Here is a 23411-nt window from a genome sequence, read left to right as displayed (position 1 = left end):
ATTCAATGGCGGACTACGGAGGACAAGCCCCAATACAGAAATCTGGGGACGTGTGAGCCGAAGCCTTGTGCGAAGGCTCATGAAGGCAAAATGATGTAGTCACTAAAGGGATTCCGTCAAATCAAATTAATGAAGTCACAGTAGGCTGCGTTATTAAAGAAGCCTCCGGCTTCAGCCGTAAGTTTTTGTTTATTGAGGTTTTATGGACGGATTAAGCGCAATATATCAGCCTGTACACGAAGAACTTGAAGCGGTAAAAAGCCTGGTTAAAGGCCATGTTATTGCCATGCAGGAGGTAAGGCAGTATATCGAGCCTTACTTCAACGCTAAGGCAAAATACATGAGGCCGTTTCTTGCTCTTAGCTCCGCAAAGATACTCTTAAAAGAAAAAATCGCTAATTCCGCTATGAACAGGTTGTTTGATTTTGCAGTGGCTGTTGAGCTTATACACACTGCAAGCCTTGTCCATGACGATATTATTGACGGAGAGCTAAAAAGGCGCGGCGAAGTATCCTTAAATATAAAGTATGGCCCGGGGGAGGCGGTCTTGCTTGGGGACATGCTTTATAGCAGGGCGCTGCAGATCCTTTGTAAATCCTTTAACCCGTCAGTTTCATGGAACCTTTTGGAAGTCATTAACAAAATGTGTTACGGCCAGTTTATGGAGAAGCTGGAAAATAACATGGATAAAAGGGGCTACCTGAAGATGATAAGGCTGAAAACAGGGCTGCTTATGGGGTTTAGCTGCACCGGGGTTGTCTATGCAGCCACAGAAAATATAAATAAAGCGGTTATTGACAATATCTTTAACTTTGGGGTTTATTCAGGAATGTTTTATCAGATGGTTGATGACAGCATAGACAAGGATTTGAACCTAACAATAACAGACCTGGCAAGTGTAAAACAAATGGCAGTTAACGAAGTTAAAACGCTTCCGCCTTCTATATATAAGTTAAAAATGGTGGAATTTCTCGATTATATTTTACAATATAAGACAAGGCAAGTTCAGGTTTAACCCGGGATATGCGGGGTAAAAAATGAAAATATTAGTAGCAGACGACGACATCACTGTTTTGGAGTACCTGAAGTTTGTGCTTGAAGGTCTTGGTCATGAGGTTACGGTAACAGACAATTCAAACGATGTCCTGAGGTTATTCGTGCTTAATGAGCCTGACCTTATCATGCTTGACATAGTCCTGCCGGGAAAAGACGGGTTAATGCTTCTTAAGGAAATAAAAGAAATTGACGCAAAAACAGCTGTAGTTATGATTACTGCATATAAGGATGCGGAAAAAGCCATGGAAGCGTTTCATTTAGGGGCAATAGACTGCCTGCTTAAGCCTTTTAATGTAGATTATCTCAGGGATGCTGTGCTTTCTAAGGTATGCATTCGCAGGAAATGAAGCTCTACGTGCAAGCACCTTAATCCTCACGTTGGGGACTGTCATGCCCGAATTGTGTAAGCGGGTATCCAGATATTTTGACGTAAATTATGGATACCCGATAAAGGCACTCGGCTGGATTGGGGAATAAAGACAGTAAATATTTTGATATTTTATGGTATAATATAAGCGGGAGCAGATGCCGGCAAAATAACTTTATGAAAATAATATATTTAATTGTCTTATCTTTTTTTATATTTGTTTCATTGGGATTCTGTGGTGATGACTGCATTGTCAAAGACCTTTCTCATCATTGCATGGCCTGCTGTTCGGCCGGGCACATTATTACTATCTCGACTGACGGGGCTATTCCCAGCCCGAATCTGTCAGTTTCAAAAGCCATCATTATTCAAGACGATTTCTATAAAACCCTAATTGTTCTTAGTATCGAACATCCTCCACAGAACATCTAAGTATTCCTTGTAGTACCTGTAAAATCGTTATAAATCAAAGTTTATAATTACTAAGTAGGTTGTTTAGCTAAGGTGTTCTACCTTGGCTATAGATATCGCCAGAGGTATTTTATGATTACTAAATTCTTACGAGTAAGCGCTCTTTTAATTATGTTCCTTACTGTGTCCCACAACTTATGTGGAGCTGAAGATTATATTACTCTAAAAAAAGCATTAGCCATTACAAGCGGCAATAACACTAAAACGGTTAATGCGAGAAAAAACGTGGAAATAGCCAAATCAAAGCTGGTTCAGACAAGAGCCTATCCAAATCCGTCCTTGGATTTTAAAACTACGGACTTGTCTGATCCCTGGTCCAAAGATAGCGGTAGTTATGAGCTTACTTTAAACCAGGAAATTGAAGTATTCGGCAAGCGAGGGAGCCGCAAAAGTATGGCTGAAGGTCTTATCACAATAGCAAGCGAAGAACTATCTTCAACCTGGCTGGAAATCTCTTTGGAAGTAAAAGAGCGGTATTATGACCTTCTGCTTTTTAAAAAAAGAAATGAAATTGCCAGGGAGAATCTTGACCTTGTGAGAAAACTGCTTGACAGTGTTCAGGTTAAGTATAATTCAGGTTCAATATACCTCAATGAGCTGTTACGGGCAAAGATTGAACTTTCTGGGGCTGAAAATGAATTGCAGCTTTCCCAAAAGGAGTTCAGGGTTGCAAAGGCTCAGTTCAATTATCTGATCGGAAAACCTGTTGATTACGAGTTTATGCTTGAGGAACAGCTTTCTTTTGTTGATAAGAAGCTCACGCAAGATGCTTTAATGCAAAAGGCGCTATCTGGGAATCCTGAGCTGAAGGCCAGGATCGCGCTGTTGGAATTAAATAAGCAAGGCATTAAACTGGCACGGCAGGAAAAACTGCCTACTCCAACCCTGGGTGTTATACAAACGCAGGAAGGACAAAACAAAACATTGGGCGCAAGCCTGGGTTTTTCGCTTCCTTTGTGGAATATAAATACCGGGAACATCAAGGAAAAAGAGATTGAACTTGATAAAACCGAAAACGAGGTAGTTTCCTTAAAAAAGCAGTTGGAGCTCAGTGTTTATGACGCATATATAGAAGCGGAATCCGCGGCTAAACAGGTCAGCTTGTTAAAGAAGAATGTCGAAGAAGCCAATGAAATACAAAGTTTGATTGGTTTGCAATATAAAGAAGGCAAGGCGGAGTTTTTAACTTATCTGGACAATTTAAAAACCGTGCGAAATACCAAGCTGGGCTACTATGAGGCTATTGTTAATTACAATAAAAAACTTGCGTTGATAGAGAGGCTAATAAATGAAGATATGTAAATATACAAAAACAGGAGATCTGTCATGAATAAAGTAACAAGCTTCATTATCATGGCTTTATTTGTCGGTAGTGTTGCCGGCTGCGGCAATAATACAGTTACAACAGAAGAAAAACACCCTGATGCCGCAGGGCATGAAGAAAAGGCGGGTAAACTTTGCCGGGATACAAAGATAGCTGTCAGCGAAGAGTCAAGGAAAGCTATGGGACTTGAGTTAAAAACCGCTGCTTACCGCGGTATGGAAGAAACCTTGTCCGTTACCGGAGAAATAGCAAAAGATACTGAAAAAGTATATCACCTGATGCCTAAGGCTGCCGGTGAAGTAGCCAGGATAGACGTTAACTATTATGATATGGTTAAGCAGGGGGATGTTTTAGGTGCTATCAAGGAAGCTCAAGAAACCAGCGAAATAGTTTCACCCTATAGCGGAATAGTCACAGCCGTAAATGTGAGCCAGGGCCAGCATGTTGATGAGATTACTTCCTGCTTTAGTATCTCTGACCTGGGTGTTATCAGCGCTAACTTTGATGTGTATGAAAAAGACGCGGGCAAGATAAAAGTCGGACAGAAGATAAAGGTTAAGTCCCTAGCCTATCCAGACAAAACATTCACCGGCAAAATAGTCTTTATTTCCCCACGGGTTGATGAGAAATCAAGAACTATAAAAGTGCGCGCGGACATAGACAACAGCGGATACCTGCTCAAATTCAGCATGTTCGTTACCGGCAAAATAATTATCAGCGAAGGTCAATTCCTTTCTGTCTCGCAAGAGGCTGTCCAAAAAGTAGATGATAAAGCGATCGTCTTTGTGTCAAATGGAGATAAGGAATTTATCGCCAGAGAGATAAAGCCCGGTTTTGAGGATAACGGCTATGTTCAGGTCCTTGCCGGGATAAAACACGGCGACAAAATAGCAGTTGTAGGCAGTTTTCTTCTAAAATCAGAGCTGCTTAAAGCTGAAATGGGCGAAGGCTGCGCAGAATAAATTACTGGAGAAATATTTCTATGAATACATTTATAGCATTTATATTTAAGCAGAGGTTTTTAGTGCTCTGCATGACAGCAGTTGTTATTATCGGCGGTATTGTTGCCTGGAAGAACCTGCCGATAGATGCATTCCCCGATGTTACCAATGTGCAGGTTATGATTTTGACACAAGCGCCGGGCCTGGCGCCTGAAGAAGTGGAAAGGTTGATATCCACACCTTTAGAAAAAGAGATGAACGGCCTGCCGAAAGTAAACTCAATCCGGTCTCTGTCAAAAGCAGGGCTTTCGCAGGTGGTAGTAGTATTTAAAGATGATACTGATATATACTTTGCAAGACAGGTAGTTTTTGAAAGAATCCAAATTGCAAAAGAGGCGCTGCCTCAAGGGTTTGAACCTGAAATGGGGCCTATAAGCACAGGCCTTGGCGAAATATACCAGTACACGCTTGAAAGCGATAAGGCTGACCTTACTGAACTGAGAACCGTGCAGGACTGGGTAATACGGCCGCAGCTTCGTTCTATCCCGGGAGCTACCGAAATTAACTCGTTCGGCGGGTTTGCAAAGAAGTATGAGGTAATAGTGGACCCGGACAGGCTGCTGAAATACGATGTAACTTTAGAAAAAGTTACAGAAGCGCTCAGCAAAAATAATTCCACAGCCCCGGCAAATTACATTATTAAAGGGCAGGAGCAGATAGTTGTTCGCGGCAATGGTTTGATAAAAACCGTTGCTGATATTGAAAACATAGTTGTGGCAAGCAATAGCGGCACACCTGTTTATGTAAAAGATATAGGTAGTGTTGGAATTGGCCATGAGATCCGCTGGGGCGCAGCTACAAGGGATGCAAAAGGCGAGGCGGTTTGCGGTATGGTTATAATGCTTAAAGACGCAAACTCTAAAGATGTGGTGGATTTGGTAAAAAAAGAAATAAAAAAGATACAGGCCCGCCTGCCTAAAGGCATCACATTAAAGCCTTTTTACGACAGGACAGAACTGATCAAGGCATGTATTCATACGGTAAGCAAAGCGTTGATGGAAGGCGGCATCCTAGTCATTTTAGTCCTCTTTCTTTTCCTCGGCGATTTCCGTACTGCAAGTATAGTATGCCTCTCCCTGCCGTTTTCTGTGCTAATAAGTTTTATCTTGATGAATAGGGCAGGATTATCTGCAAATCTTATGTCCTTAGGAGGGCTTGCGATAGCCATAGGTTTAATAGCTGACGCAAATATCGTTATCGCAGAAAATATATTCAGGCATATTACGGAAAAGAAGAAAGATAAAAACATTGTATCCATTTGTATTGAAGCAACATCTGAAGTTGCAAGGCCAGTATTGTTTTCCATACTCATTATTATTCTTGTTTTTATACCACTTTTCAGCTTGCAGGCTGTGGAAGGCAAAATGTTTAAGCCTCTTGCTTTAACATTGATGTTCGCAATGGTGGGTTCGCTTGTTGTGGCGCTTTGTGTAACACCAATCTTGGGTTCACTGTTTATTAGAGGAAATGATAAGGAAGAGGACAGCACAATAATAAAGCTGATAAAGAAGGGATATGTCCCGTTATTGAAAATGGCTATGGAATACAAAAAAGTAACGGTATCAGCGGCTGTAATTGTTTTTGTTGTATCAATGTTCCTTTTCCGGTTGGTTGGCACAGAGTTTCTTCCCTATCTTGATGAAGGTTCTATCGCGCTCAATATCGTTAAGATCCCGACAGTTTCTCTAGATGAATCTGTAAGGATAGGAAATATGGTTGAAAAGCTAATATTGGAGTTTCCTGAAGTAAGCACAGTGGTAACAAAAACCGGAAGGGCAGAGATTTCGGAAGATCCCATGGGCCCAGAACAGAACGATGTTTTCATAATGCTAAAAGATAAAAAATACTGGAAAGCTAAATCAAAGAGCAAGCTAATTGATAAAATGCAGGCAAAACTGAGCGTAATTCCTGGATTAAAATTGAATTTCTCTCAACCTATAGCCCTGCGCGTAAACGAGCTTATATCCGGTATCAGGTCGGATGTTGCTATAAAAGTCTTTGGTTATGATTTAGAGTTGTTGGCGGAAAAAGCCGAAGAAATAGAACATGTTGTAATGGGCGTTAAAGGCGCTGCTGATGTTAAAGTAGAGCAGGTGTCCGGGTTTCTACAGCTTGATATTGATATTGACAGGGCTGCTATCGCCCGTTACGGCATAAACGCAAGCGATGTTAACGAGGTTATTGAAACAGCGATTGGCGGAAAAACAGTAAGCACGATTTATGAAGAGGACCGGCGGTTTAATTTAAGCGTGCGTTTTCCGGAAGATCGCCGTAATAACGAAAAATCTATTGAAAACCTTCTGATATCAAATTCTGAAGGGCAAAGGATTCCGTTAGCGCAGCTTGCAAAGATTAACCTTGTAAAAGCCCCTAACCAGATAAGCCGTGAGAATGGTATGAGACGGGTTGTTTTGGAGTGTAATGTTCGCGGCAGGGATATGGGCAGTTTTATTGCCGAAACAAAAGCGAAGATAAAAAATATTGAAAAAGGCTTGCCATCAGGGTATTTCATCGAATGGGGCGGTCAGTTTGAAAACCAAGAGCGGGCCATGAAAACACTGGCGCTTGTAGTGCCTTTGGTAATACTGCTTATCTTTATCATTCTTTTTTCGGCATTTGGTTCAATAAAACCCGCAATTCTGGTTATTTTGAACCTTCCGTTTGCTTTAGTAGGCGGGATATTGGCTGTGTATATTTTTGGTATAACTCTGAGCGTATCCGCTATCGTAGGCTTCATTACCCTTTTCGGTATAGCGGTAGGCAATGGAACCATTCTGGTAACGTTTATTATTCAGCTAAGACAGCAGGGGTTGGTTTTACAAGACGCTTTGCTTCAAGCTTGCCAGATCCGTTTAAGACCGTTGCTTTTGACCAGTTTAACCGCAATGCTGGGCTTATTGCCGCTGTTATGGGCAAACGGGCCAGGTTCTGAGATACAGAAACCGCTTGCTGTTGTGGTGCTTGGCGGATTAATATCTTCGCTGTGCCTTACACTGGTGATATTACCGGCGCTCTACGGCTGGTTTGAGGAAGAAGATGTTGAATGAAATAAACAGAACTTCATTCATTGAGGTTCAGTTTTTTGTTTGGGACAGGATTTTGAGATTCTTTGGGGATGGATCTATTTATGAAAGCGGCAAGCAGGATGCCGGCGCAGGCGGCGGCACAGCCGAAACATGACAGGCAGGAGTTGCCTGAACACCTGGAAAAAGCTAAAACTGAAGCCAGGCCGCTTGAAACTCCTGCGGCGCCGCATAAGATATTGATATTAACCCGGATTTTGCAACAGGCATGAAGAACCGAGACGCAAAAGATGGGTATTTTTGCTAAGCAAAATAGTTTGAGAATACCGTTGTGTATTTGAAAACTATTTTGTGACGCAAAAATGCCTGGATTTTGTGTCGAATTCCATGTCCTGTTGCAAATTCCGGGTTTAAGACCTCGCATAGCGTATCGCCTTCCTCGGGCAAACTTTCACGCATTCCCCGCATGACATGCAGGAACTCTGATCCCGTTTTAACTTTTTGTTTTCGCCTACTTCCAGCGCCCAGACCATGCATGAAGGAGTGCATATTCCGCAGCCGTTGCACTTTGCCAGGTCTGTCCTGGTCTTTAGGGTAAAGCCCAGCTTTGAGCTGAAAAAATTCATTATACCGTCCAATGCTCCCACGGGGCACAGGAGGTTGCAGTAAGCCCTGCCCCTGTCGGCAAAAAACCCGGCGGCAGATACGGTAAAGATCCCAGCAAGGCCTATCGAAGACATGAGATACGTCCTGTAACCTGGAACAAAAGGGGAGCCTGCCAAAAACGGTATGACCCTGAAATTGCACAGCTTGCAGGAGATACCGCCTATTCCTATAAGCGCTCCGGCTATAAAAATGAAGAGATACGCATATCTGAATGACGGAGCGTTTAGAAATGAGTAGTTGATATGCAGTTTCTTGGGGATGAGCCTGCTGGCCAGCTCGCTGGTGCCGCCGATAGGGCAGAAACGGCCGCACCACAGCCTGCCGAAAAAAAATGTGACGGTAAGTATTAATCCGACAAGCCCGGCGCCGAACCAATCCGCTGAAATACCGTTCAGCAACCCTTTTGTTATTCCTGACGGCGACAGGATAAAGAACATTCGCGGGCAAACCGCGCCGCAGAGGTTTACTTCGCCTGCCAGTTGGGGTATAACCGCAAAAGGGGACAGGAACAGGAACATGCCTGTAAGGATCGTCAGGTATCTAAAATAATTTTTAGTGGCTGTGTTTTTCATCGCGTGTTTGTTTTACTATATTTACGCTAGTGATAACGGAGTTGTCCTTTGGGTCAATGACCTCAAGTGTATGCTTTTCGGGAGAATCGTTAAAAACAATGTACAGGGGCAGGTTTTGGCCCCGTTTTATACCGCTGTAATTCTCGCGGTCAAAAGACGCTCCTTTAAAAAACGGCATCGTTACTACAGGAGGCAGCCAGCTTTGCATGAGGGCGCCCTGCATCCGAAATCCTATCTCTTTCAGTTCCAGGCGGTTCTTAACTGAAACAGCCAGCACTTGCCTGCCGCCGCTGCCTTTATAGTAGAGCGGTTTTACTGCGGATTTAGAGTTTTCCGAAAGAATAAGCGAGGCATGTTTATAGCCGGGCAGGCTGAGGTTTGCGGCAGAAATTCCTGCCGCCAGCCCTGCAAGTATACAGGTCGCTAGCTTAACTTTTTTTTGCACTGGCCGCTCCCCACTTGTAGTTTATGTTAGCGAAAACCGTCCTTGGCTGGCCGGGAGAGTACTGCGCGGCGCCTGTCGCGCTTTTAGAAACTTCCTCGGCGTAAAGCGTATCGGCCAGATTAATAGCCCTCAGGGAAATCGCCCAGTTATCGGAAATGTTGCAGGAGACCCTGAAATTAAAGAGGTCGTAACCCTCATATTTTTCCGTGTTCGCGTCATCCGCCCAGTACTCGCCAATCTTTACCCATTCAAGCTCGGCTGTGCCGCCGTTTAAAAATGAAGGGCTGTACTTTATCCTTGAGTCAGCTATCTGGCGCGGGGCTATGGCTATCTCTTTTCCGCTGTAATCTATCGCGGAAGATACCCTGTACTCCTTATAGGTGTGAATAGCGTAAGAATATGAGACGTTCAGATCTATGTCTCGCGCCGCCTTAAATCCTAAGCTTGTTTCTATGCCTTTGTGCTCTGTTTTACCGGCGTTAAGCCGCTGGGTCTGGTTCTGGGTGACAGAGAAATTGACTATATCATCGGCCTTTGTCATATAGTAGGCCGAGCTATCCAGGGTAACAGCTTTTCCTGCTGAACCGCGAAAGCCTATTTCGTAATTATCTACTTTTATGGGTTTGAGGTTTATAGCTGTCGCGGCTGTGCCGGAATTACCGCGGAAGAGGTCTCCGGAGGAAGGCGCCCTGAAGCCGTTAGCATAGGAGGCGAACAGCGACAGGTTGCCCGAGTGTTCATAGGTGGCGCCCGCTTTCGGGCTCAAATGCGAAAAAGCGGGTTTCGTGTTCGCAGGCCTGTTTGCGTTCGGCGCGAGTTTTGTTTCATAATCATACGATATGTCATCGTAACGTACCCCGGCTGTCACGCGGAGTTTTTTGACCGGCGTAGCTTCACACTGCAGGTAGGGAGATATGCCGGTGAACTCCGCCTCGAAGTCATAATCATTGTTAGTATTAGGGGCAAAGGTATAGGAGGTGTACTTATCCCCGGTTCTGGTGACATTGATCCTTTTTTCATAATAGGCCCCGGGCGAACGGTCGATATCCGCTCCTACTATCAGCCTGCTGTTCATAGGGTCAAAGTCATGCCTGTATTTCGCCAACAGGCCAAAAGAGGAGAACTTCGTAACGGAATTATAACCGAAGTAATTGTTCCCGGACCTGAATATGCCGAATCCGGGCAAGAGGTCCATCTGGTTCTGTCTGACAAATGCTATCAGGCTGATAAGGCCTTTTCTTCCTGTTTCTTTTTCAAGTTCACTTGAAACGCGCAGTGCGCTGACTTTTCTGAAATCGAACGTCTGGTAGTTATAAGCCGGCCTTGACTTAAAATCAGCCAGAGCCAGGCCGTTAGAGCCGCTTGTTTTCTGGTCTATGGTTGAGTAAGAGGCCATAGTTTTAAGCAGCGCTGTATCGCTTAGTGCCTGATCGGAGCGAAGGGTCATAGTCTGCCGGTCATAGCCGGTGCGGTCGCGCCAGCCGTCCGTGTGAGTATTATTTAAGCCCAGCCTTAACCCGCTGTTACCCCAGGTGTTTCCGCCTGTAGCGAGTAGCCTGTACCAGCCGAACGAGCCGGACTCGGCGTTCAATTCAACTTCCGGTGAAGCAGGGGAAGGTTTTGTGATAACATTTATAGTCCCGCCGATAGCGTCGCTGCCGTAGAGTACGGTACCGGGGCCCTTGATTATTTCAATCCTGCTGGCGCCGGGGATGTTTACTTCGTACAGAGCGTTATGGTTAAAGAACCCCGTAGACCTGACCGGTATGCCGTCTTCAAGATATAGGTACACCGGATTTGTGGTCAATGGATGGCGGATAGCCGTCTTGTGCCCCTCGCCTGCTGTCGTGTCGACCCATACGCCCGATACTTTCCTCATTATCTCTGACGGGTGCGCTGCTTTGGTCTCTTCTAAGTCCTTTTTGCTTATGACCCCTATATTTTGAGGCCTTTCCTTTAAGGGTTCTTCCTCGCGGGCGCCGGTTACTACTATTTCATCAAGGAACTTGGTGTTCCTATTCTGTACCTGCTCGTAGACGGAACTTTCAGCGCTCAGAGGAAAAACAACAATGCTAATGATCAAACTAACCGCCAGAAAACGTTTCATTTATTTCTCCTTTTAGTAAATTTAACAGACTTAATAATATCTAAATTCCACATTTTCATCAATCGTCTTTTTCCAAAAACAACTGACTTATATCCATTCGACTGGCGGTTACGCAGTTAAATACGGCCTAATAACAAGGAAAAACGGTGCCAAAACGGCATTAGGCTTCTCTAACTACTAACTATACTAACTTGACATGGGTTAAAGTATAGAAGTAGAATGTTGGTACGGGAAGAAAGCCAAAGAGGCACTATGAGCACACACGAACATAATCACTCAAAAAGCCAAACAAATACTCTATCTAAGGGATTAATAGTATCACTTATTATAACCTGCACAATGATGGAACAAAGTGATATTTAAAATGAAGAAAATATATTTGGCAGGAGAAATGTATGCGTCTTTCAGTAGATAAAATTAAGGAAGCTATTAATCATCCTGAAGAAGAAATACGTTTGATGGCTGTGGAATATTTTTCGAAATCCTTCAGCCCTGATGAAACATTGATGCCTCTTGTAATTAGGGGCATAGAAAAAGATGGCAGGAAAAAAGCTTATAAATTATTATCCAGAGCTGTTGGACTGGAACAAACTTCCAGTTCTATTGAATGGATATTAAGTGAGTTATGTAAAGATACTCTCGAAAGTGATACGAATCATGTGTTATATTATTCCAATCTGTCCGAAATATTAGCTACCAGCAATCCCGGTCTTCTTTTAAAATATCAGTCGCAAATAGTTGGAACACCGAATTTGTTTAAGAAATTTTGTGCCGAACTAGGCTTTTGCCTCTTTTTGTCATTCTCCTGCTTGACAGGAGAATCCAGTTTCGACGATAAAGAATTTGTAGATCTCCGGGTCAAGCCCGAAGATGATAGAAAATAGAGTTCGGCAACAGCCTCGTTATGCAAGCCTGACACCATTTTTCTTGTTAAAAAGTTTGAAGAAGAAATTGCTTCTGGAATGAGGGAGGTAGGTGAGATAAGGCTTTAATTGACAGGTTAATTCGCATTGGAGAAATAATTGCAGGTAATAATCTTGTTAAGGCGTTATTTTAACTCCGTGAAATCCAATAGGACATAGGTACCATGACAGCATTTCTTGCATCCTTATCATTTATAACACTCGCAGAAATGGGAGACAAAACCCAGCTGCTTGCAATGGCCTTTGCCAGCAGATATAAAGCATACCAGGTGCTAACAGCGGTTTTTATAGCAACATTACTCAATCATTTACTTGCAGTCCTTGCAGGAAGGTTCTTAGCAACGATAGTTCCTTTTGATATTATTTCACTATTGGCTGCCTTATCATTCATCCTGTTTGGTATTTGGACTATTCGCGGTGATATCCTTGATGGCGAAGACAAAAAGCAGTCAAAATACGGGCCTATAATGACAGTAGCAATAGCTTTTTTTATAGCAGAAATGGGAGATAAAACGCAGCTTACCACAATAAGCCTTGCAGTTAAATACGGCGATGTTATTCCTGTTCTTTTCGGAACAACGGCGGGAATGGTGATAGCTGATGCCATAGGTGTTATAACGGGTGTTGTGATGAGTAAAAGAATTCCGGAAAGGGTGATTAAATGGATTTCTGCAGTTATATTTATAATGTTTGGTTTTGCTGGAGTATATAAATCAACAACAGCATGGTTTGATTTTCAAACAAATACTTTTATAATAGTGCTTTTAATAGTAATCACCATGTACATCGTTTACCTGGTGCAAAGAAATCAAAATAAAACAATTAAAACTTGTAGGAATATCCAAATATGAAACATAAAATATTAATGTCTCGAATTCTTCTTTTATTACTTTTCGTTGTCTTTGCAGGTTGTTTATTTTTAATGGTAGCGGAATTTTGTTAATTGCGGTGTTTATTGTCGGGGCGCATTTGTTTTAATGCATTAAACTTGAAACCCGCTAAAGGGCTGATAAACCAAAGGGAGGGTCATGTTATGGGCAGAACATCAAGAAGTTTGGAAGATCAGTTTTTCTTTCAGAAAGACCTTGAGTTGAAGGAAAAACAAAGAGCTTTGCAACAGATGAAAGAAACAAAGGATGCTTTAAGAGAAGCTTCCGGGATACAAGATGAAGCAGTTTTACAGAAATTAGTTGATTTGAACATAAAACCTGATACAGTAGCTTCGTTGGCAGTAGTTCCGTTAGTTGAAGTTGCCTGGGCAAATGGCACAATAGGCCTAAAAGAAAAAGAAGCTGTGCTTACAGCTGTCAGCAAGTTCGGCTGGACAAATAAAAACATTGATTACATGCTTTTGGAACGCTGGCTTGAGCATAAACCTGATCCTGCTTTGCTTCAGGCATGGGGAGAGTATACAAAGTATGTTTGTGAACAGATGAATTCTGATGAAGTAGTAAGGTTTAGAACTGAAATAATGTCGCATGCCAAGGCTATTTCAGAAGTAAGCGGCGGAATTCTAGGCTTAGGAAAAATATCACAGCAAGAAAAAGAAATGCTGGAAATAATTTATAAATCGTTTATAACTAACTGTGAGGAAAAACATGATTGAAACAATTTTAGAAGTTGTGCTTCCGTTGGTTAAAGAATTTTTCAATTAAATCGAGAGGATTGTATGAAAGAAACATTATGGCATTCTGTTAAAGTTGATGAAGCAATAAAAATACTTGAAACAAGTTCTCAAAACGGTTTAGCTGATGCAGAAGTCAGGGAAAGGCTGGCAAAACACGGTTTAAATGAACTGACAAAAGAGGAAAAGGTTTCACCTTTCAGTATTTTTATAAATCAGTTTAAAAACATTCTTATCCTGATATTGATTATCGCGATTATTCTTTCAGTGCTTGTAGGAGAATATATTGATGCTGGAATTATTGCGCTTATCGTTGTTTTTGTTGCAATATTGGGGTTTGTTCAGGAATATAAAGCAGAACGGGCGCTTGACGCGTTAAAAAAGATGCTTTCACCGTCAATCACAGTAAAAAGAAACGGTAAGGAAATAGAGGTTCTGTCCAAAGAACTTGTCCCTGGCGATATTTTGGTTCTTGAAGCAGGCGACAAAATACCTGCTGATGCGAGATTGTTTGAAAACCATTCCTTAAAATGCGATGAAGCTTCTTTAACAGGGGAGTCATTTCCTGTTTCAAAAGATATAAATGAATTATCAGAGTCAACTCAGCTAAATGACAGAAAAAATATGCTCTTTACCGGAACAGCTATTACTTACGGCAGAGGTTTGGCTGTTGTTACAGCAACCGGGATGAATACTGAGTTTGGAAAGATTGCCAAAGAAGTAACCTCAATTAAGACTGAAAAAACTCCTCTTGAAAAAAGGACTGATGAAATAGGTAAGTGGTTGAGTATATTTTCAATATCTATATGCGGCCTTGTTATAGTTGTAAGCCTTATCAGAGAATATTCAGGCGGAACTGTTGACATGGCGTTTGCTGTAAAAATAACAATGTTTGGTGTAGCTCTTGCCGTAGCTGCTGTCCCCGAAGCTTTGGCAGCTATTGTTACAGGAGCTCTTGCTATAGGCATGCATCAAATGGCAAAGAGGAATGCTTTGATAAGAAAAATGCCTGCTGTTGAAACGCTTGGCTGTACAACAGTTATTTGTTCTGATAAAACAGGGACCCTGACAAAGGGTGAAATGACTATCCGAAAAATATTTGTTTTAAATAACATGATAGAAGTTAGCGGCACAGGGTATGAGCCAATCGGCGAGCTAAAAGGTGTTGCAAAAGACAGTACAGATGTCGAATTACTGCTTAAAGCCGGTATATTATGCAATGATTCTGAGCTTTATGAAAAAGAAGGTAAATGGCAGATCAAAGGAGACTCCACGGAAGCAGCGATTTTAGTTGCCGCGGCAAAATATGGAATGAAAGCTCATGAGGTGAAAAAAAACAACGAAAGGATTGCTGAGCTTCCTTTCAGCTCAGAAAGAAAGATGATGAGCACAATACACAATATGAAAGAAGGCAAAAAACTTGCTTTTATAAAAGGTGCTCCTGATGTTGTTTTAAAAAAGTGTTCAAAACTATTAGATAACAGCAAAGTCAGGGATTTAACAAAAACTGATTTTAACGCTGTTTCTTTAGTAAACGATGAAATGGCAAAAAATGCCTTAAGGGTACTAGCCTTAAGTTACAAGGATGCCCCCTCAGGTGATGTATACGAGGAAAGTAAAATTGAAAATGATATGGTGTTTATAGGATTGGTTGGCATGATGGATCCGCCAAGGGAAGAGGTTATAGAAGCTACCAGAATATGTAAACAGGTTCATATCAAGCCTGTGATGATAACAGGTGATCATAAACTTACAGCTGTTGCAGTAGCAAAAGAGATAGGATTCTATAATGAAGGAGACATGGTGTTGACAGGCGAGGAGTTGGACAAATATTCAGATGAGGAGTTTGAAAAAATTGTTAATAAAGTATCTGTTTATGCGAGAGTATCTCCAATCAATAAGCTAAAAATAGTAAATGCCTGGAAAAAAAGAGGCGAGGTTGTTGCAATGACAGGTGATGGTGTTAATGATGCGCCTGCACTTAAGCACGCTGATATTGGTATTGCAATGGGTATAACAGGCACAGAGGTAACAAAAGAAGCAGCAGATATGGTTTTAACTGATGATAATTTTGCCACTATTGTAAAAGCAATTGAACTGGGAAGGTGGATATATGATAATATTAAAAAGTATCTGACATATCTGTTAAGGTGTAATATCGTTGAAGTTGTTGTAATAGGCGGCATAGTTTTAATTTTAGGGCCTGAATATTTACCGCTATTGCCTGCGGCGATACTTTATATAAATCTTGGCACTGACGGCTTGCCTGCGCTGGCGTTAGGTGTTGCTCCTGCAGACCCTGACATCATGCAGAGGCCGCCGCGGGATCCTAAAGAAAGCGTATTTTCAAAAGATGTTATGCTTTTTATATTACTGGCGCTTTTAATAGAGATACCGTTTTTCTATTATATTTTCTTTAAGGATATAAGCAATATTACGCATGCAAGAACTGAGATGTTTTTCCTGTTTATTTTTATAGAACTGGTAATTGCCTTGAATTTCAGGTCTATGAAGTACAGTATTTTTAAAGCACCTCCGCATAAATGGCTTGTTTTGTCTATTGCGTGGGAGATCGTACTCCTTGTTATGCTTATTCAGATACCTGCAGTATGCAGTTCTTTTGGAATAAACAAGCCTGTAGTGTCTGATATGGCAATGATTGCAGGTTTTGGAGTTGTTGTATTTATTGCCTTGGAAGCAACTAAAGCAGTAATTCGGAAATGGGGTCAGTCCTTGACACCCCGTGACCCTGCGCAGGAAAAGAAGTAATATTTGGACATGGCAAGGCGGGTTGAATATCCCGGGGCATGGCATCACGTAACTTGACGGGGGAACGTTTTTGTTGACTTTACATTTATTATTTTATAAAGTGGTAATGCAATGAAAAAGTTGTTTGCGGTATTTATTGTTTTAAGCACACTTAGTCTGCCTTTGTTTTTATCTTCACATATTCATAATGATACAAGTGAACATAAAGATTGTTTTGTATGTGTTGCGTTGTATTCACTAAGCTCTACCCTATTACAAAGTCCCGCTGAATTGCGTCCTGAAATCCCAAGTGTCTATCTAATTAGCAAGGCAAACTCATTTTTACTGTTATCGCAGATTGTAAATATATCTTCCCGCAGTCCGCCTTCCCTATAGTAAATATCCAAAAAGCTTTTCATTACCCATATTTTTTTGGAGGCTTCTATGTTAAAAATAATTTTGTTTTTTGCTTTTTTAATATTTCCACAGGTGTTGTTAGCAGGCGTCAGTAATCCAAATATTTCTGTTGTAGGACAGTTTAACTCAAAATATACGAATGACCAAACATCTGAAAACCAGAATATGCCAACATTGAATCTTGGTGAAACCGAGCTGGTTTTTGATGCAAACCTCAATCCTTATGCAAAAGGTTATTTTGTGTTTTCGGTAGGAAATGAAGGCTTTGGCACAGAAGAAGCATTTATAAGTATATTCAAGGGGTTGCCTTCAGGGCTGGCACTCAAAGGCGGAAAATACCGTGTGGGTTTTGGCAAGCTTAATACTGTTCATCCCCATGCATATCCCTTTATTGAAACAGCGAGGGTAATTTCAAATATGCTTCCGGGCAAAGAAGGTTTCAATGATACGGGTGTTCAGACATCGTATCTGCTGCCGTTTTCTGATAAATTTGCATCAACGCTCAGTGTGGATGTGCTAAACGGTGCATCTTTTCACCCTGATGAAACAAAATCAGCTTCCGCGTACCTATGCAGATGGAGCAATTCTTTTATGATTAATGAAAGGCATCCCTTTGAAATAGGTGCATCTTTCACACAAGGAACAAACAATGTCCAGTGGAAGTCAAAAACCGATATTTCGGGAATTGATTTTAAAGCAAAAATTAACTTTGAAAACCAGAACAGCCTGGTCTTCCAGGGGGAATATATTCTAAATAATGCTGATATCGTAATTGACACAACAACCGGAACAACCAGTAACCTGAAAAGAAACGGCTTTTACCTGTTTACAGATTATAAGTTCGCTCAGAGATATAATGCAGGGTTTATATATGACCAATACCAGAACCCTGACAATAAGGAGCTTACAGACAAAGCGGTCAAGGGTTTTATAGGGTATTCGCTTATGGAAGAAACCACAATATTCCGCTTAAGTTTTGAAAGGTTTTATCCGGATGGGCCTGCGGCCGGCGGGCTGGATGCTGTTGATACTTATATGTTTCAGGTTTTGTTTTCCCTGGGGCCGCATAAACCGCACCAATTCTAAAACGGCAGCAGTAAGCGGTAAGTCGTAAGTTATAAGAAAATCAAAACCAAAAAGGATAAAATATGAGAAAAATATTAAACATGTTCTGTATTCTGATAATAGGGCTTAGTCCGGCAGAAGCAATGGTTAAAATTGCTGCATCACTGCCTGACATGGCATCAATAGCAGCGTATATCGGCGGAGACAAAGTTGAGGTGTTTTCTATAGCAAAGAATAATGCAAACCCGCATGTAGTGGAAGTACTGCCGTCTTATATGATTAAAGTCAGTAAGGCGGATATATACTTGAAATCAGGGCTTTCTTTAGACCAATGGGCTGATGAAATACTTGACGGTTCGCGTAACAGCAGGATTTTAGTTGCTGATTGTTCAAAGGGAATTGCTGTTTTGCAGAAACCTCAAGGCAAAGTTGATGCATCTATGGGGGATGTCCATCCAGAAGGCAATCCGCATTACTGGCTTGACCCTGCGAACGGGATTGTGATAGCAGAAAACGTCCTTTCAGTTTTGAAAGCCGCAGATCCGGCAAATAGCCGGCAGTATGAAAATAATTATAGGAGTTTTAAAGAAGAAGCTCAAGAAAAAATAACAGATTGGAAAGCAAAGATGCAGAAGGTATCCGGAAGCCAGATAATTAGTTATCATTCCTCATGGGTTTACTTTGCCTCGGCTTTTAACCTTATAATTACGGATAATGTTGAGCCCTTGCCCGGTATTCCGCCGACAGGCAAGCATCTTGCGGAACTGATAAATGTTATTAAGAGCAATAAGATAACTGTGTTGTTGCAAGAACCGTACTTCCCTGATGAAGCCCCAAAGTTTTTGTCCAGGCAGACAGGAATAAAAGTCTTTAAGTTTACCCCTTCCTGTGCTGACGCTTCCAGGGACTCATACTTTAAGCACTTTGACGAAATGATAGACCGGCTGGGAGGTAATTAATATGATGCTATTTCATTATCCTTTTGCAATTAACGCATTAATTTTATGCCTTATGCTTACGGGTATTTACGTGTATTTTGGCTACCATGTTGTAAGGCGCGGCGTAATCTTTGTTGATTTATCGCTTGCACAGGTAGCCGCGCTTGGCTCAAGCGTGGGTGTTCTGCTTGGCTGGGGGCATGAGTATCCCGTGCAGAATTATATAGTCTCGCTTATTTTTACGCTTCTGGGCGCTGTTTTATTTGTTTTGTTCCGCAGTAAAAAAGAAAGGGTTCCCATAGAAGCATTAATAGGTATAACCTATGCAGGGGCAATAGCCTTAACCTTGCTCGTTCTTGAACATTCTGCTACAGGAACTGAAGAAATAAAGGAAATGCTTGCGGGAGCATTGCTTACAGTAGCGCCAAAAGAACTCTTGTTTATCGCTGTCTTATGTCTGGTGGTAGGTTTTTTTCACTGGCTGGCAAAAAATAAATTATTCCTGGTAACTGATAATCCTGAAATAGCCTGCTGCAACGGTATGAGGCTCTGGTGGTGGGATTTTGTATTTTATTCAACATTTGGTTTTGTAGTTACATCATCAGTTAAAGTTGCCGGAGTTTTGCTTGTGTTTGCACTTCTTATAATTCCTGCGGTTTCAGCCACGGCAGCTGTTGATGGAACTTTTAAAAGGCTAATTTTCGGCTGGTTTTTTGGCATAACCGGATGTGTAGGAGGCTTGGAGTTGTCTTTAAGGCTAGATTGGTCTGCAAGCCCAAGTATTGTTGCAGTGTTTTTATGTATGCTTATAATTATCGGGCTTACAAAAATGTTGTTAAATAAAAAGCAAGAAGTATGCCTAACCAGGCAGGGAGAATAAAATGAAACTTTGTATTCCTACAGAAACAAATGAAGGAAAAGAAGCAAAAGTATACGGCCATTTCGGAAGCGCGCCGTTTTTTACAGTGTATGATACGGAAAAAGACACAGTTGAGGTGATTGACAACACAAACCAGCATCATTCGCATGGTATGTGCCATCCGATGGGCTCTCTAACTGGAAAAAATATTAATGCCGTAGTTTGCGGAGGCATGGGCGGCAGGGCAATACAAAAACTAAATGAAGGCGGGATTAAGGCGTATAAGGCAATAGCCGGAACAGTTAAAGAAATTGCCGCTGAGTTTGTAAAAGGCGGGCTTGAAGAGATTACCGCACAAAATGCCTGCAGCCAGCACGGCTGCCATTAAACAGGAGATTTTAAAATGATGGAAGATAACAAAAGGGTGTGCCCTGTTGAAAACAGCGGGTTTTTAGACAACTGGTTCAGGAAGGTTCTGCAAAACCCCGCAAAGCTGCTACAAAGCTATATTAAAGAAGGAATGACTGTTATTGATTTAGGCTGCGGCCCTGGGTTTTTGACTATTCCTCTAGCGAAGTATGCCGGAGAAAAAGGCAAGGTTATAGCAGTAGACCTGCAGGACGGCATGCTGAAAAAAGTTGAGAATAAAATCAAAGGCACAGCCCTTGAACAGCGCGTAATTCTTCATAAATGCCAGAGCGATAGAACAGGAATTGAAACCAAAGCTGATTTAGTAATTGCGTTTTATATGCTGCATGAGCATCCTGATCAAAAAGCGCTGTTTAAAGAAATGTTTTCTCTGCTCAATGAACAGGGTAAGATGCTTGTTGTTGAGCCGGTTTATCACGTGTCAAAAAAGGATTTTGAAAACACTCTTAACTCTGCGATTGAGGCCGGTTTTGTTATTTCGGAACAATCAAAATCCTTTATGGACAGGAAAGCTCTATTGCTAAAACCTGCGTGAAAAAAATAGTAAACTTCATGTGCTGCTTGACAAATAAGAATGATTATTGTTTAATATGAATTATGAACAGGATAAAAGAAGCTTTTAAAAATGCAGGGCTAAAGTTCACTCCTCAGCGGGTGCTTATTTATAAACTGCTGTTAAATAATAAAGACCACCCGTCAGCAGACAATATATATCAAAAAATCCACAAAAAACATCCCAATATATCCTTTGATACAGTACACAGGACTCTTTTGTCGTTTGCAGAGATAGGGCTTGTGCGTTTGGTTGAAGGTTACGGCGATGCAAAGCGTTTTGACCCTGATATAAATAATCATCATCATATGCGCTGCTTAAAATGCGGCAAAATAATGGATTTTCAAAATACAGCGTATGATAACCTCAAAGAACCTGCGGGAATAGAAAAACAATTTAAAGTAATCAGTAAAAAAGTCGTGTTGGAAGGTTATTGCAAAAAATGCAGCAAATAAGAAAACAGGAGGGGTAAAATGGAAAAAGAAAGAAAGTGCCCGGTAACGGGTGCAGTAAGCAAAACTCCCAGCGGTCGCGGTACAACAAATCGTGACTGGTGGCCAAATCAATTGAACCTTAATTTACTTCATCAGCACCAGCAGGCTTCTAATCCTATGGGTTCTGACTTCAACTATGCCGAAGAATTCAAGAAACTTGATTTAGCAGCACTGAAAAATGATTTAAAAAAATTAATGACAGATTCGCAGGACTGGTGGCCTGCAGATTGGGGGCATTATGGCGGCTTGTTTATCCGCATGGCCTGGCACAGCGCTGGCACATACCGCACATCTGACGGCCGCGGCGGAGGAGGCACAGGAAACCAGAGACTCGCTCCGCTTAACAGCTGGCCTGATAATGTTAATCTGGATAAGGCGCGCCGTTTGCTTTGGCCAATTAAGCAAAAATACGGAAAGAAAATATCCTGGGCTGACCTGATGATTTTAACCGGCAATGTCGCGCTGGAGTCCATGGGTTTTAAAACATTCGGGTTTGGTGGCGGCCGTGTAGATATTTATGAACCTGAAGAGGACATCTATTGGGGTAAGGAAGATGAATGGAAGGGCGACAAACGTTATAGTGGAGAGCATGAACTTGAAAATCCATTAGCAGCTGTGCAGATGGGGCTTATCTATGTTAACCCCGAAGGCCCAAACGGTAATCCTGACCCCGTAGCTTCCGGAAAAGATGTGCGCGTAACATTTGCACGTATGGGAATGAATGATGAAGAAACTGTTGCACTTGTTGCAGGCGGGCACTCTTTCGGCAAAGCGCACGGTGCCGGAGATCCTAAACTTGTTGGCCCGGAACCTGAAGCAGCGCCTATAGAACAGCAAGGCTTGGGCTGGTTCAATAAGTTCGGCACAGGAAAGGGTGAGCACACAACTTCAAGCGGAATTGAAGGTGCCTGGAAACCAAACCCCACAAAATGGGATATGGGATATTTTGATATGCTTTTTGGTTACGAGTGGGAGCTGGTAAAAAGCGCATCAGGGGCACAGCAATGGCTTGCTAAAAATGTTAAGGATAGCGACATGATACCTGATGCTCACAACCCTGCAAAGAAAGCACGGCCTATGATGACTACAGCAGATTTGTCGCTTAGATTTGACCCTATATACGAACCTATAGCGCGCCGTTTTCATAAAGACCCTAAGGCTTTTGCTGATGCATTTGCACGCGCCTGGTTTAAATTGACTCACCGCGATATGGGCCCGATTGCACGGTATCTTGGCCCTGAAGTTCCAAAGGAACAATTAATTTGGCAGGATCCGATTCCGGCAGTTGATCACGAATTAATTAATGCTCAAGATGCAGCAGCTCTCAAAGTTAAAGTTCTTGCTTCAGGACTTTCTATTTCTGAACTGGTATCAACGGCATGGGCATCAGCTTCAACTTTCCGCGGGTCAGACAAACGCGGCGGAGCTAACGGTGCTAGAATACGCCTTGCACCTCAGAAAGACTGGGCAGTAAATCAGCCTGATAAATTAAAAAAAATACTTAAAGCTCTTGAAACAATACAAATGGATTTTAACAAGGCACAAAAAGGCGGCAAAAAGGTATCGCTTGCAGACTTAATTGTACTTGGAGGATGCACTGCTATTGAAAAAGCTGCTAAGAACGCAGGCCAAGATATAACAGTAGAGTTTAAACCCGGCAGAATGGATGCAACACAGGAGCAAACCGATGAAAAATCATTTGCAGTGCTTGAGCCCATCGCGGACGGGTTCCGTAACTATCTTAAAACCAAGTACACGGTTTCTGCTGAGGAACTATTAATTGACCGCGCTCAGCTGCTCACACTTACTGCTCCTGAGATGACGGTTCTGGTTGCTGGAATGCGTGTGCTTAACACTAACTTCGGGCAAACCAAATACGGTGTGTTTACGGATAAACCGGAAGCACTGAGCAATGACTTCTTTGTTAATCTTCTTGATATGGGGACAACATGGAAAGAATCCTCAAAAGAGAAAGATTTGTTCGAGGGCAGTGACCGCAAAACAGGGAAGTTGAAGTGGACGGGTACGCGGGTAGACCTTATTTTCGGTTCTAATTCCCAGCTTCGGGCAATAGCGGAAGTTTATGCGTGTGCGGACTCTAAGGAAAAGTTCGTGCGTGACTTTGTCGCTGCCTGGAACAAGGTGATGAATGCCGACCGCTTTTAGTTATTGCCTGTGGAGTGACAGCACATATTTTATACTTGAATACCTATAAAGAGCCTGAGCCAGAAAAGAGCAATATTGAAGGTGCAATAACCAATTTACTACAAAGCGAGAATAAACAATGAAATCACAGTGTTTAAAAAAGTTTCTTACAATGTTCGTATTG

21 protein-coding genes are annotated in these 23411 nt (G+C 42.0%); 18 read left to right on the top strand and 3 right to left on the bottom strand.

Going from position 1 to position 23411, the window contains the following annotated elements:
- The first annotated feature begins 202 nt into the window (after positions 1-202).
- The 7 genes from LHV68_06280 (at position 203) to LHV68_06250 (ending at position 7514) form a co-directional block, all read left to right on the top strand.
- Positions 203-1015 (top strand): polyprenyl synthetase family protein, encoded by an 813-nt coding sequence (locus LHV68_06280; GenBank protein ID MCB4791479.1) that lies wholly within the window; start codon positions 203-205, stop codon positions 1013-1015.
- 22 nt (positions 1016-1037) lie between these two features.
- Entirely contained in the window at positions 1038-1403 is a 366-nt protein-coding gene (locus tag LHV68_06275; GenBank protein MCB4791478.1) for a response regulator, read from the top strand.
- Positions 1404-1600: 197 nt separating this feature from the next.
- Positions 1601-1855, top strand: a complete 255-nt coding sequence (locus LHV68_06270) for a hypothetical protein (protein MCB4791477.1) — start codon at positions 1601-1603, stop codon at positions 1853-1855.
- 111 nt (positions 1856-1966) lie between these two features.
- Positions 1967-3196, top strand: a complete 1230-nt coding sequence (locus LHV68_06265) for a TolC family protein (GenBank protein ID MCB4791476.1) — start codon at positions 1967-1969, stop codon at positions 3194-3196.
- A 24-nt stretch (positions 3197-3220) separates the two neighbouring features.
- Complete coding sequence (locus tag LHV68_06260; protein MCB4791475.1) at positions 3221-4180, top strand: efflux RND transporter periplasmic adaptor subunit; 960 nt, start codon at positions 3221-3223, stop codon at positions 4178-4180.
- A 20-nt stretch (positions 4181-4200) separates the two neighbouring features.
- On the top strand, positions 4201-7266 hold the full coding sequence (locus LHV68_06255) for a CusA/CzcA family heavy metal efflux RND transporter (GenBank protein MCB4791474.1): 3066 nt from the start codon (positions 4201-4203) through the stop codon (positions 7264-7266).
- Positions 7267-7346: 80 nt separating this feature from the next.
- Entirely contained in the window at positions 7347-7514 is a 168-nt protein-coding gene (locus LHV68_06250) for a hypothetical protein (protein MCB4791473.1), read from the top strand.
- Between the two features lie 138 nt (positions 7515-7652).
- Here the strand turns inward: LHV68_06250 and LHV68_06245 are convergent, their stop codons facing one another.
- From LHV68_06245 to LHV68_06235, 3 genes are read right to left on the bottom strand one after another with little or no spacing between them, the layout of a single operon-like run.
- Entirely contained in the window at positions 7653-8480 is an 828-nt protein-coding gene (locus LHV68_06245; protein ID MCB4791472.1) for a 4Fe-4S binding protein, read from the bottom strand.
- Positions 8461-8925: a hypothetical protein gene (locus LHV68_06240; protein MCB4791471.1), complete on the bottom strand. Its 465-nt coding sequence runs from the start codon at positions 8923-8925 to the stop codon at positions 8461-8463. The genes LHV68_06245 and LHV68_06240 overlap by 20 nt, the downstream gene beginning before the upstream one ends.
- Entirely contained in the window at positions 8909-11032 is a 2124-nt protein-coding gene (locus LHV68_06235; protein MCB4791470.1) for a TonB-dependent receptor, read from the bottom strand. The genes LHV68_06240 and LHV68_06235 overlap by 17 nt, the downstream gene beginning before the upstream one ends.
- A gap of 395 nt (positions 11033-11427) precedes the next feature.
- Between LHV68_06235 and LHV68_06230 the strand changes: the two genes are divergently transcribed.
- The 11 genes from LHV68_06230 (at position 11428) to katG (ending at position 23248) form a co-directional block, all read left to right on the top strand.
- Positions 11428-11916: a hypothetical protein gene (locus tag LHV68_06230; GenBank protein MCB4791469.1), complete on the top strand. Its 489-nt coding sequence runs from the start codon at positions 11428-11430 to the stop codon at positions 11914-11916.
- Between the two features lie 203 nt (positions 11917-12119).
- Positions 12120-12806, top strand: coding sequence for a TMEM165/GDT1 family protein (locus tag LHV68_06225; protein MCB4791468.1), 687 nt, complete (start codon positions 12120-12122; stop codon positions 12804-12806).
- A gap of 182 nt (positions 12807-12988) precedes the next feature.
- On the top strand, positions 12989-13561 hold the full coding sequence (locus LHV68_06220; GenBank protein MCB4791467.1) for a hypothetical protein: 573 nt from the start codon (positions 12989-12991) through the stop codon (positions 13559-13561).
- 63 nt (positions 13562-13624) lie between these two features.
- A complete protein-coding gene (locus LHV68_06215; GenBank protein MCB4791466.1) occupies positions 13625-16348 on the top strand; it encodes a cation-translocating P-type ATPase in 2724 nt (907 codons plus the stop codon).
- 423 nt (positions 16349-16771) lie between these two features.
- Positions 16772-17830 carry a hypothetical protein gene (locus tag LHV68_06210; GenBank protein ID MCB4791465.1) on the top strand — a complete coding sequence of 353 codons (1059 nt, stop codon included), beginning with the start codon at positions 16772-16774 and terminating at the stop codon, positions 17828-17830.
- A gap of 62 nt (positions 17831-17892) precedes the next feature.
- Positions 17893-18768: a metal ABC transporter substrate-binding protein gene (locus tag LHV68_06205; GenBank protein ID MCB4791464.1), complete on the top strand. Its 876-nt coding sequence runs from the start codon at positions 17893-17895 to the stop codon at positions 18766-18768.
- A 1-nt stretch (position 18769) separates the two neighbouring features.
- Entirely contained in the window at positions 18770-19627 is an 858-nt protein-coding gene (locus tag LHV68_06200) for a metal ABC transporter permease (GenBank protein ID MCB4791463.1), read from the top strand.
- 1 nt (position 19628) lies between these two features.
- The gene (locus tag LHV68_06195; protein ID MCB4791462.1) at positions 19629-19994 is read left to right on the top strand and encodes a NifB/NifX family molybdenum-iron cluster-binding protein; all 366 of its coding nucleotides are present in this window, start codon (positions 19629-19631) and stop codon (positions 19992-19994) included.
- 15 nt (positions 19995-20009) lie between these two features.
- On the top strand, positions 20010-20570 hold the full coding sequence (locus LHV68_06190; protein ID MCB4791461.1) for a class I SAM-dependent methyltransferase: 561 nt from the start codon (positions 20010-20012) through the stop codon (positions 20568-20570).
- 62 nt (positions 20571-20632) lie between these two features.
- Positions 20633-21043 (top strand): transcriptional repressor, encoded by a 411-nt coding sequence (locus LHV68_06185; protein ID MCB4791460.1) that lies wholly within the window; start codon positions 20633-20635, stop codon positions 21041-21043.
- An 18-nt stretch (positions 21044-21061) separates the two neighbouring features.
- Positions 21062-23248 carry a catalase/peroxidase HPI gene (katG, locus tag LHV68_06180; protein ID MCB4791459.1) on the top strand — a complete coding sequence of 729 codons (2187 nt, stop codon included), beginning with the start codon at positions 21062-21064 and terminating at the stop codon, positions 23246-23248.
- Positions 23249-23411: the final 163 nt, after the last annotated feature.

The sequence above is a fragment of the Candidatus Liberimonas magnetica genome, assembly GCA_020523885.1.
Classification (GTDB): Bacteria; Elusimicrobiota; Endomicrobiia; order Endomicrobiales; family JAFGIL01; genus Liberimonas; species Liberimonas magnetica.
Note: the sequence above shows the minus strand (reverse complement) of the source record. Positions and strands in the feature narration are given on the sequence as shown.

What these genes read in the sequence shown, in the direction of transcription:
- LHV68_06280 (MCB4791479.1), top strand. Translation starts at nt 203, where the DNA reads ATGGACGGATTAAGCGCAATATATCAGCCTGTACACGAAGAACTTGAA.
- LHV68_06275 (MCB4791478.1), top strand. Translation starts at nt 1,038, where the DNA reads ATGAAAATATTAGTAGCAGACGACGACATCACTGTTTTGGAGTACCTG.
- LHV68_06270 (MCB4791477.1), top strand. Translation starts at nt 1,601, where the DNA reads ATGAAAATAATATATTTAATTGTCTTATCTTTTTTTATATTTGTTTCA.
- LHV68_06265 (MCB4791476.1), top strand. Translation starts at nt 1,967, where the DNA reads ATGATTACTAAATTCTTACGAGTAAGCGCTCTTTTAATTATGTTCCTT.
- LHV68_06260 (MCB4791475.1), top strand. Translation starts at nt 3,221, where the DNA reads ATGAATAAAGTAACAAGCTTCATTATCATGGCTTTATTTGTCGGTAGT.
- LHV68_06255 (MCB4791474.1), top strand. Translation starts at nt 4,201, where the DNA reads ATGAATACATTTATAGCATTTATATTTAAGCAGAGGTTTTTAGTGCTC.
- LHV68_06250 (MCB4791473.1), top strand. Translation starts at nt 7,347, where the DNA reads ATGAAAGCGGCAAGCAGGATGCCGGCGCAGGCGGCGGCACAGCCGAAA.
- LHV68_06245 (MCB4791472.1), bottom strand. Translation starts at nt 8,480, where the DNA reads ATGAAAAACACAGCCACTAAAAATTATTTTAGATACCTGACGATCCTT.
- LHV68_06235 (MCB4791470.1), bottom strand. Translation starts at nt 11,032, where the DNA reads ATGAAACGTTTTCTGGCGGTTAGTTTGATCATTAGCATTGTTGTTTTT.
- LHV68_06230 (MCB4791469.1), top strand. Translation starts at nt 11,428, where the DNA reads ATGCGTCTTTCAGTAGATAAAATTAAGGAAGCTATTAATCATCCTGAA.
- LHV68_06225 (MCB4791468.1), top strand. Translation starts at nt 12,120, where the DNA reads ATGACAGCATTTCTTGCATCCTTATCATTTATAACACTCGCAGAAATG.
- LHV68_06220 (MCB4791467.1), top strand. Translation starts at nt 12,989, where the DNA reads ATGGGCAGAACATCAAGAAGTTTGGAAGATCAGTTTTTCTTTCAGAAA.
- LHV68_06215 (MCB4791466.1), top strand. Translation starts at nt 13,625, where the DNA reads ATGAAAGAAACATTATGGCATTCTGTTAAAGTTGATGAAGCAATAAAA.
- LHV68_06210 (MCB4791465.1), top strand. Translation starts at nt 16,772, where the DNA reads ATGTTAAAAATAATTTTGTTTTTTGCTTTTTTAATATTTCCACAGGTG.
- LHV68_06205 (MCB4791464.1), top strand. Translation starts at nt 17,893, where the DNA reads ATGAGAAAAATATTAAACATGTTCTGTATTCTGATAATAGGGCTTAGT.
- LHV68_06200 (MCB4791463.1), top strand. Translation starts at nt 18,770, where the DNA reads ATGATGCTATTTCATTATCCTTTTGCAATTAACGCATTAATTTTATGC.
- LHV68_06195 (MCB4791462.1), top strand. Translation starts at nt 19,629, where the DNA reads ATGAAACTTTGTATTCCTACAGAAACAAATGAAGGAAAAGAAGCAAAA.
- LHV68_06190 (MCB4791461.1), top strand. Translation starts at nt 20,010, where the DNA reads ATGATGGAAGATAACAAAAGGGTGTGCCCTGTTGAAAACAGCGGGTTT.
- LHV68_06185 (MCB4791460.1), top strand. Translation starts at nt 20,633, where the DNA reads ATGAACAGGATAAAAGAAGCTTTTAAAAATGCAGGGCTAAAGTTCACT.
- katG (MCB4791459.1), top strand. Translation starts at nt 21,062, where the DNA reads ATGGAAAAAGAAAGAAAGTGCCCGGTAACGGGTGCAGTAAGCAAAACT.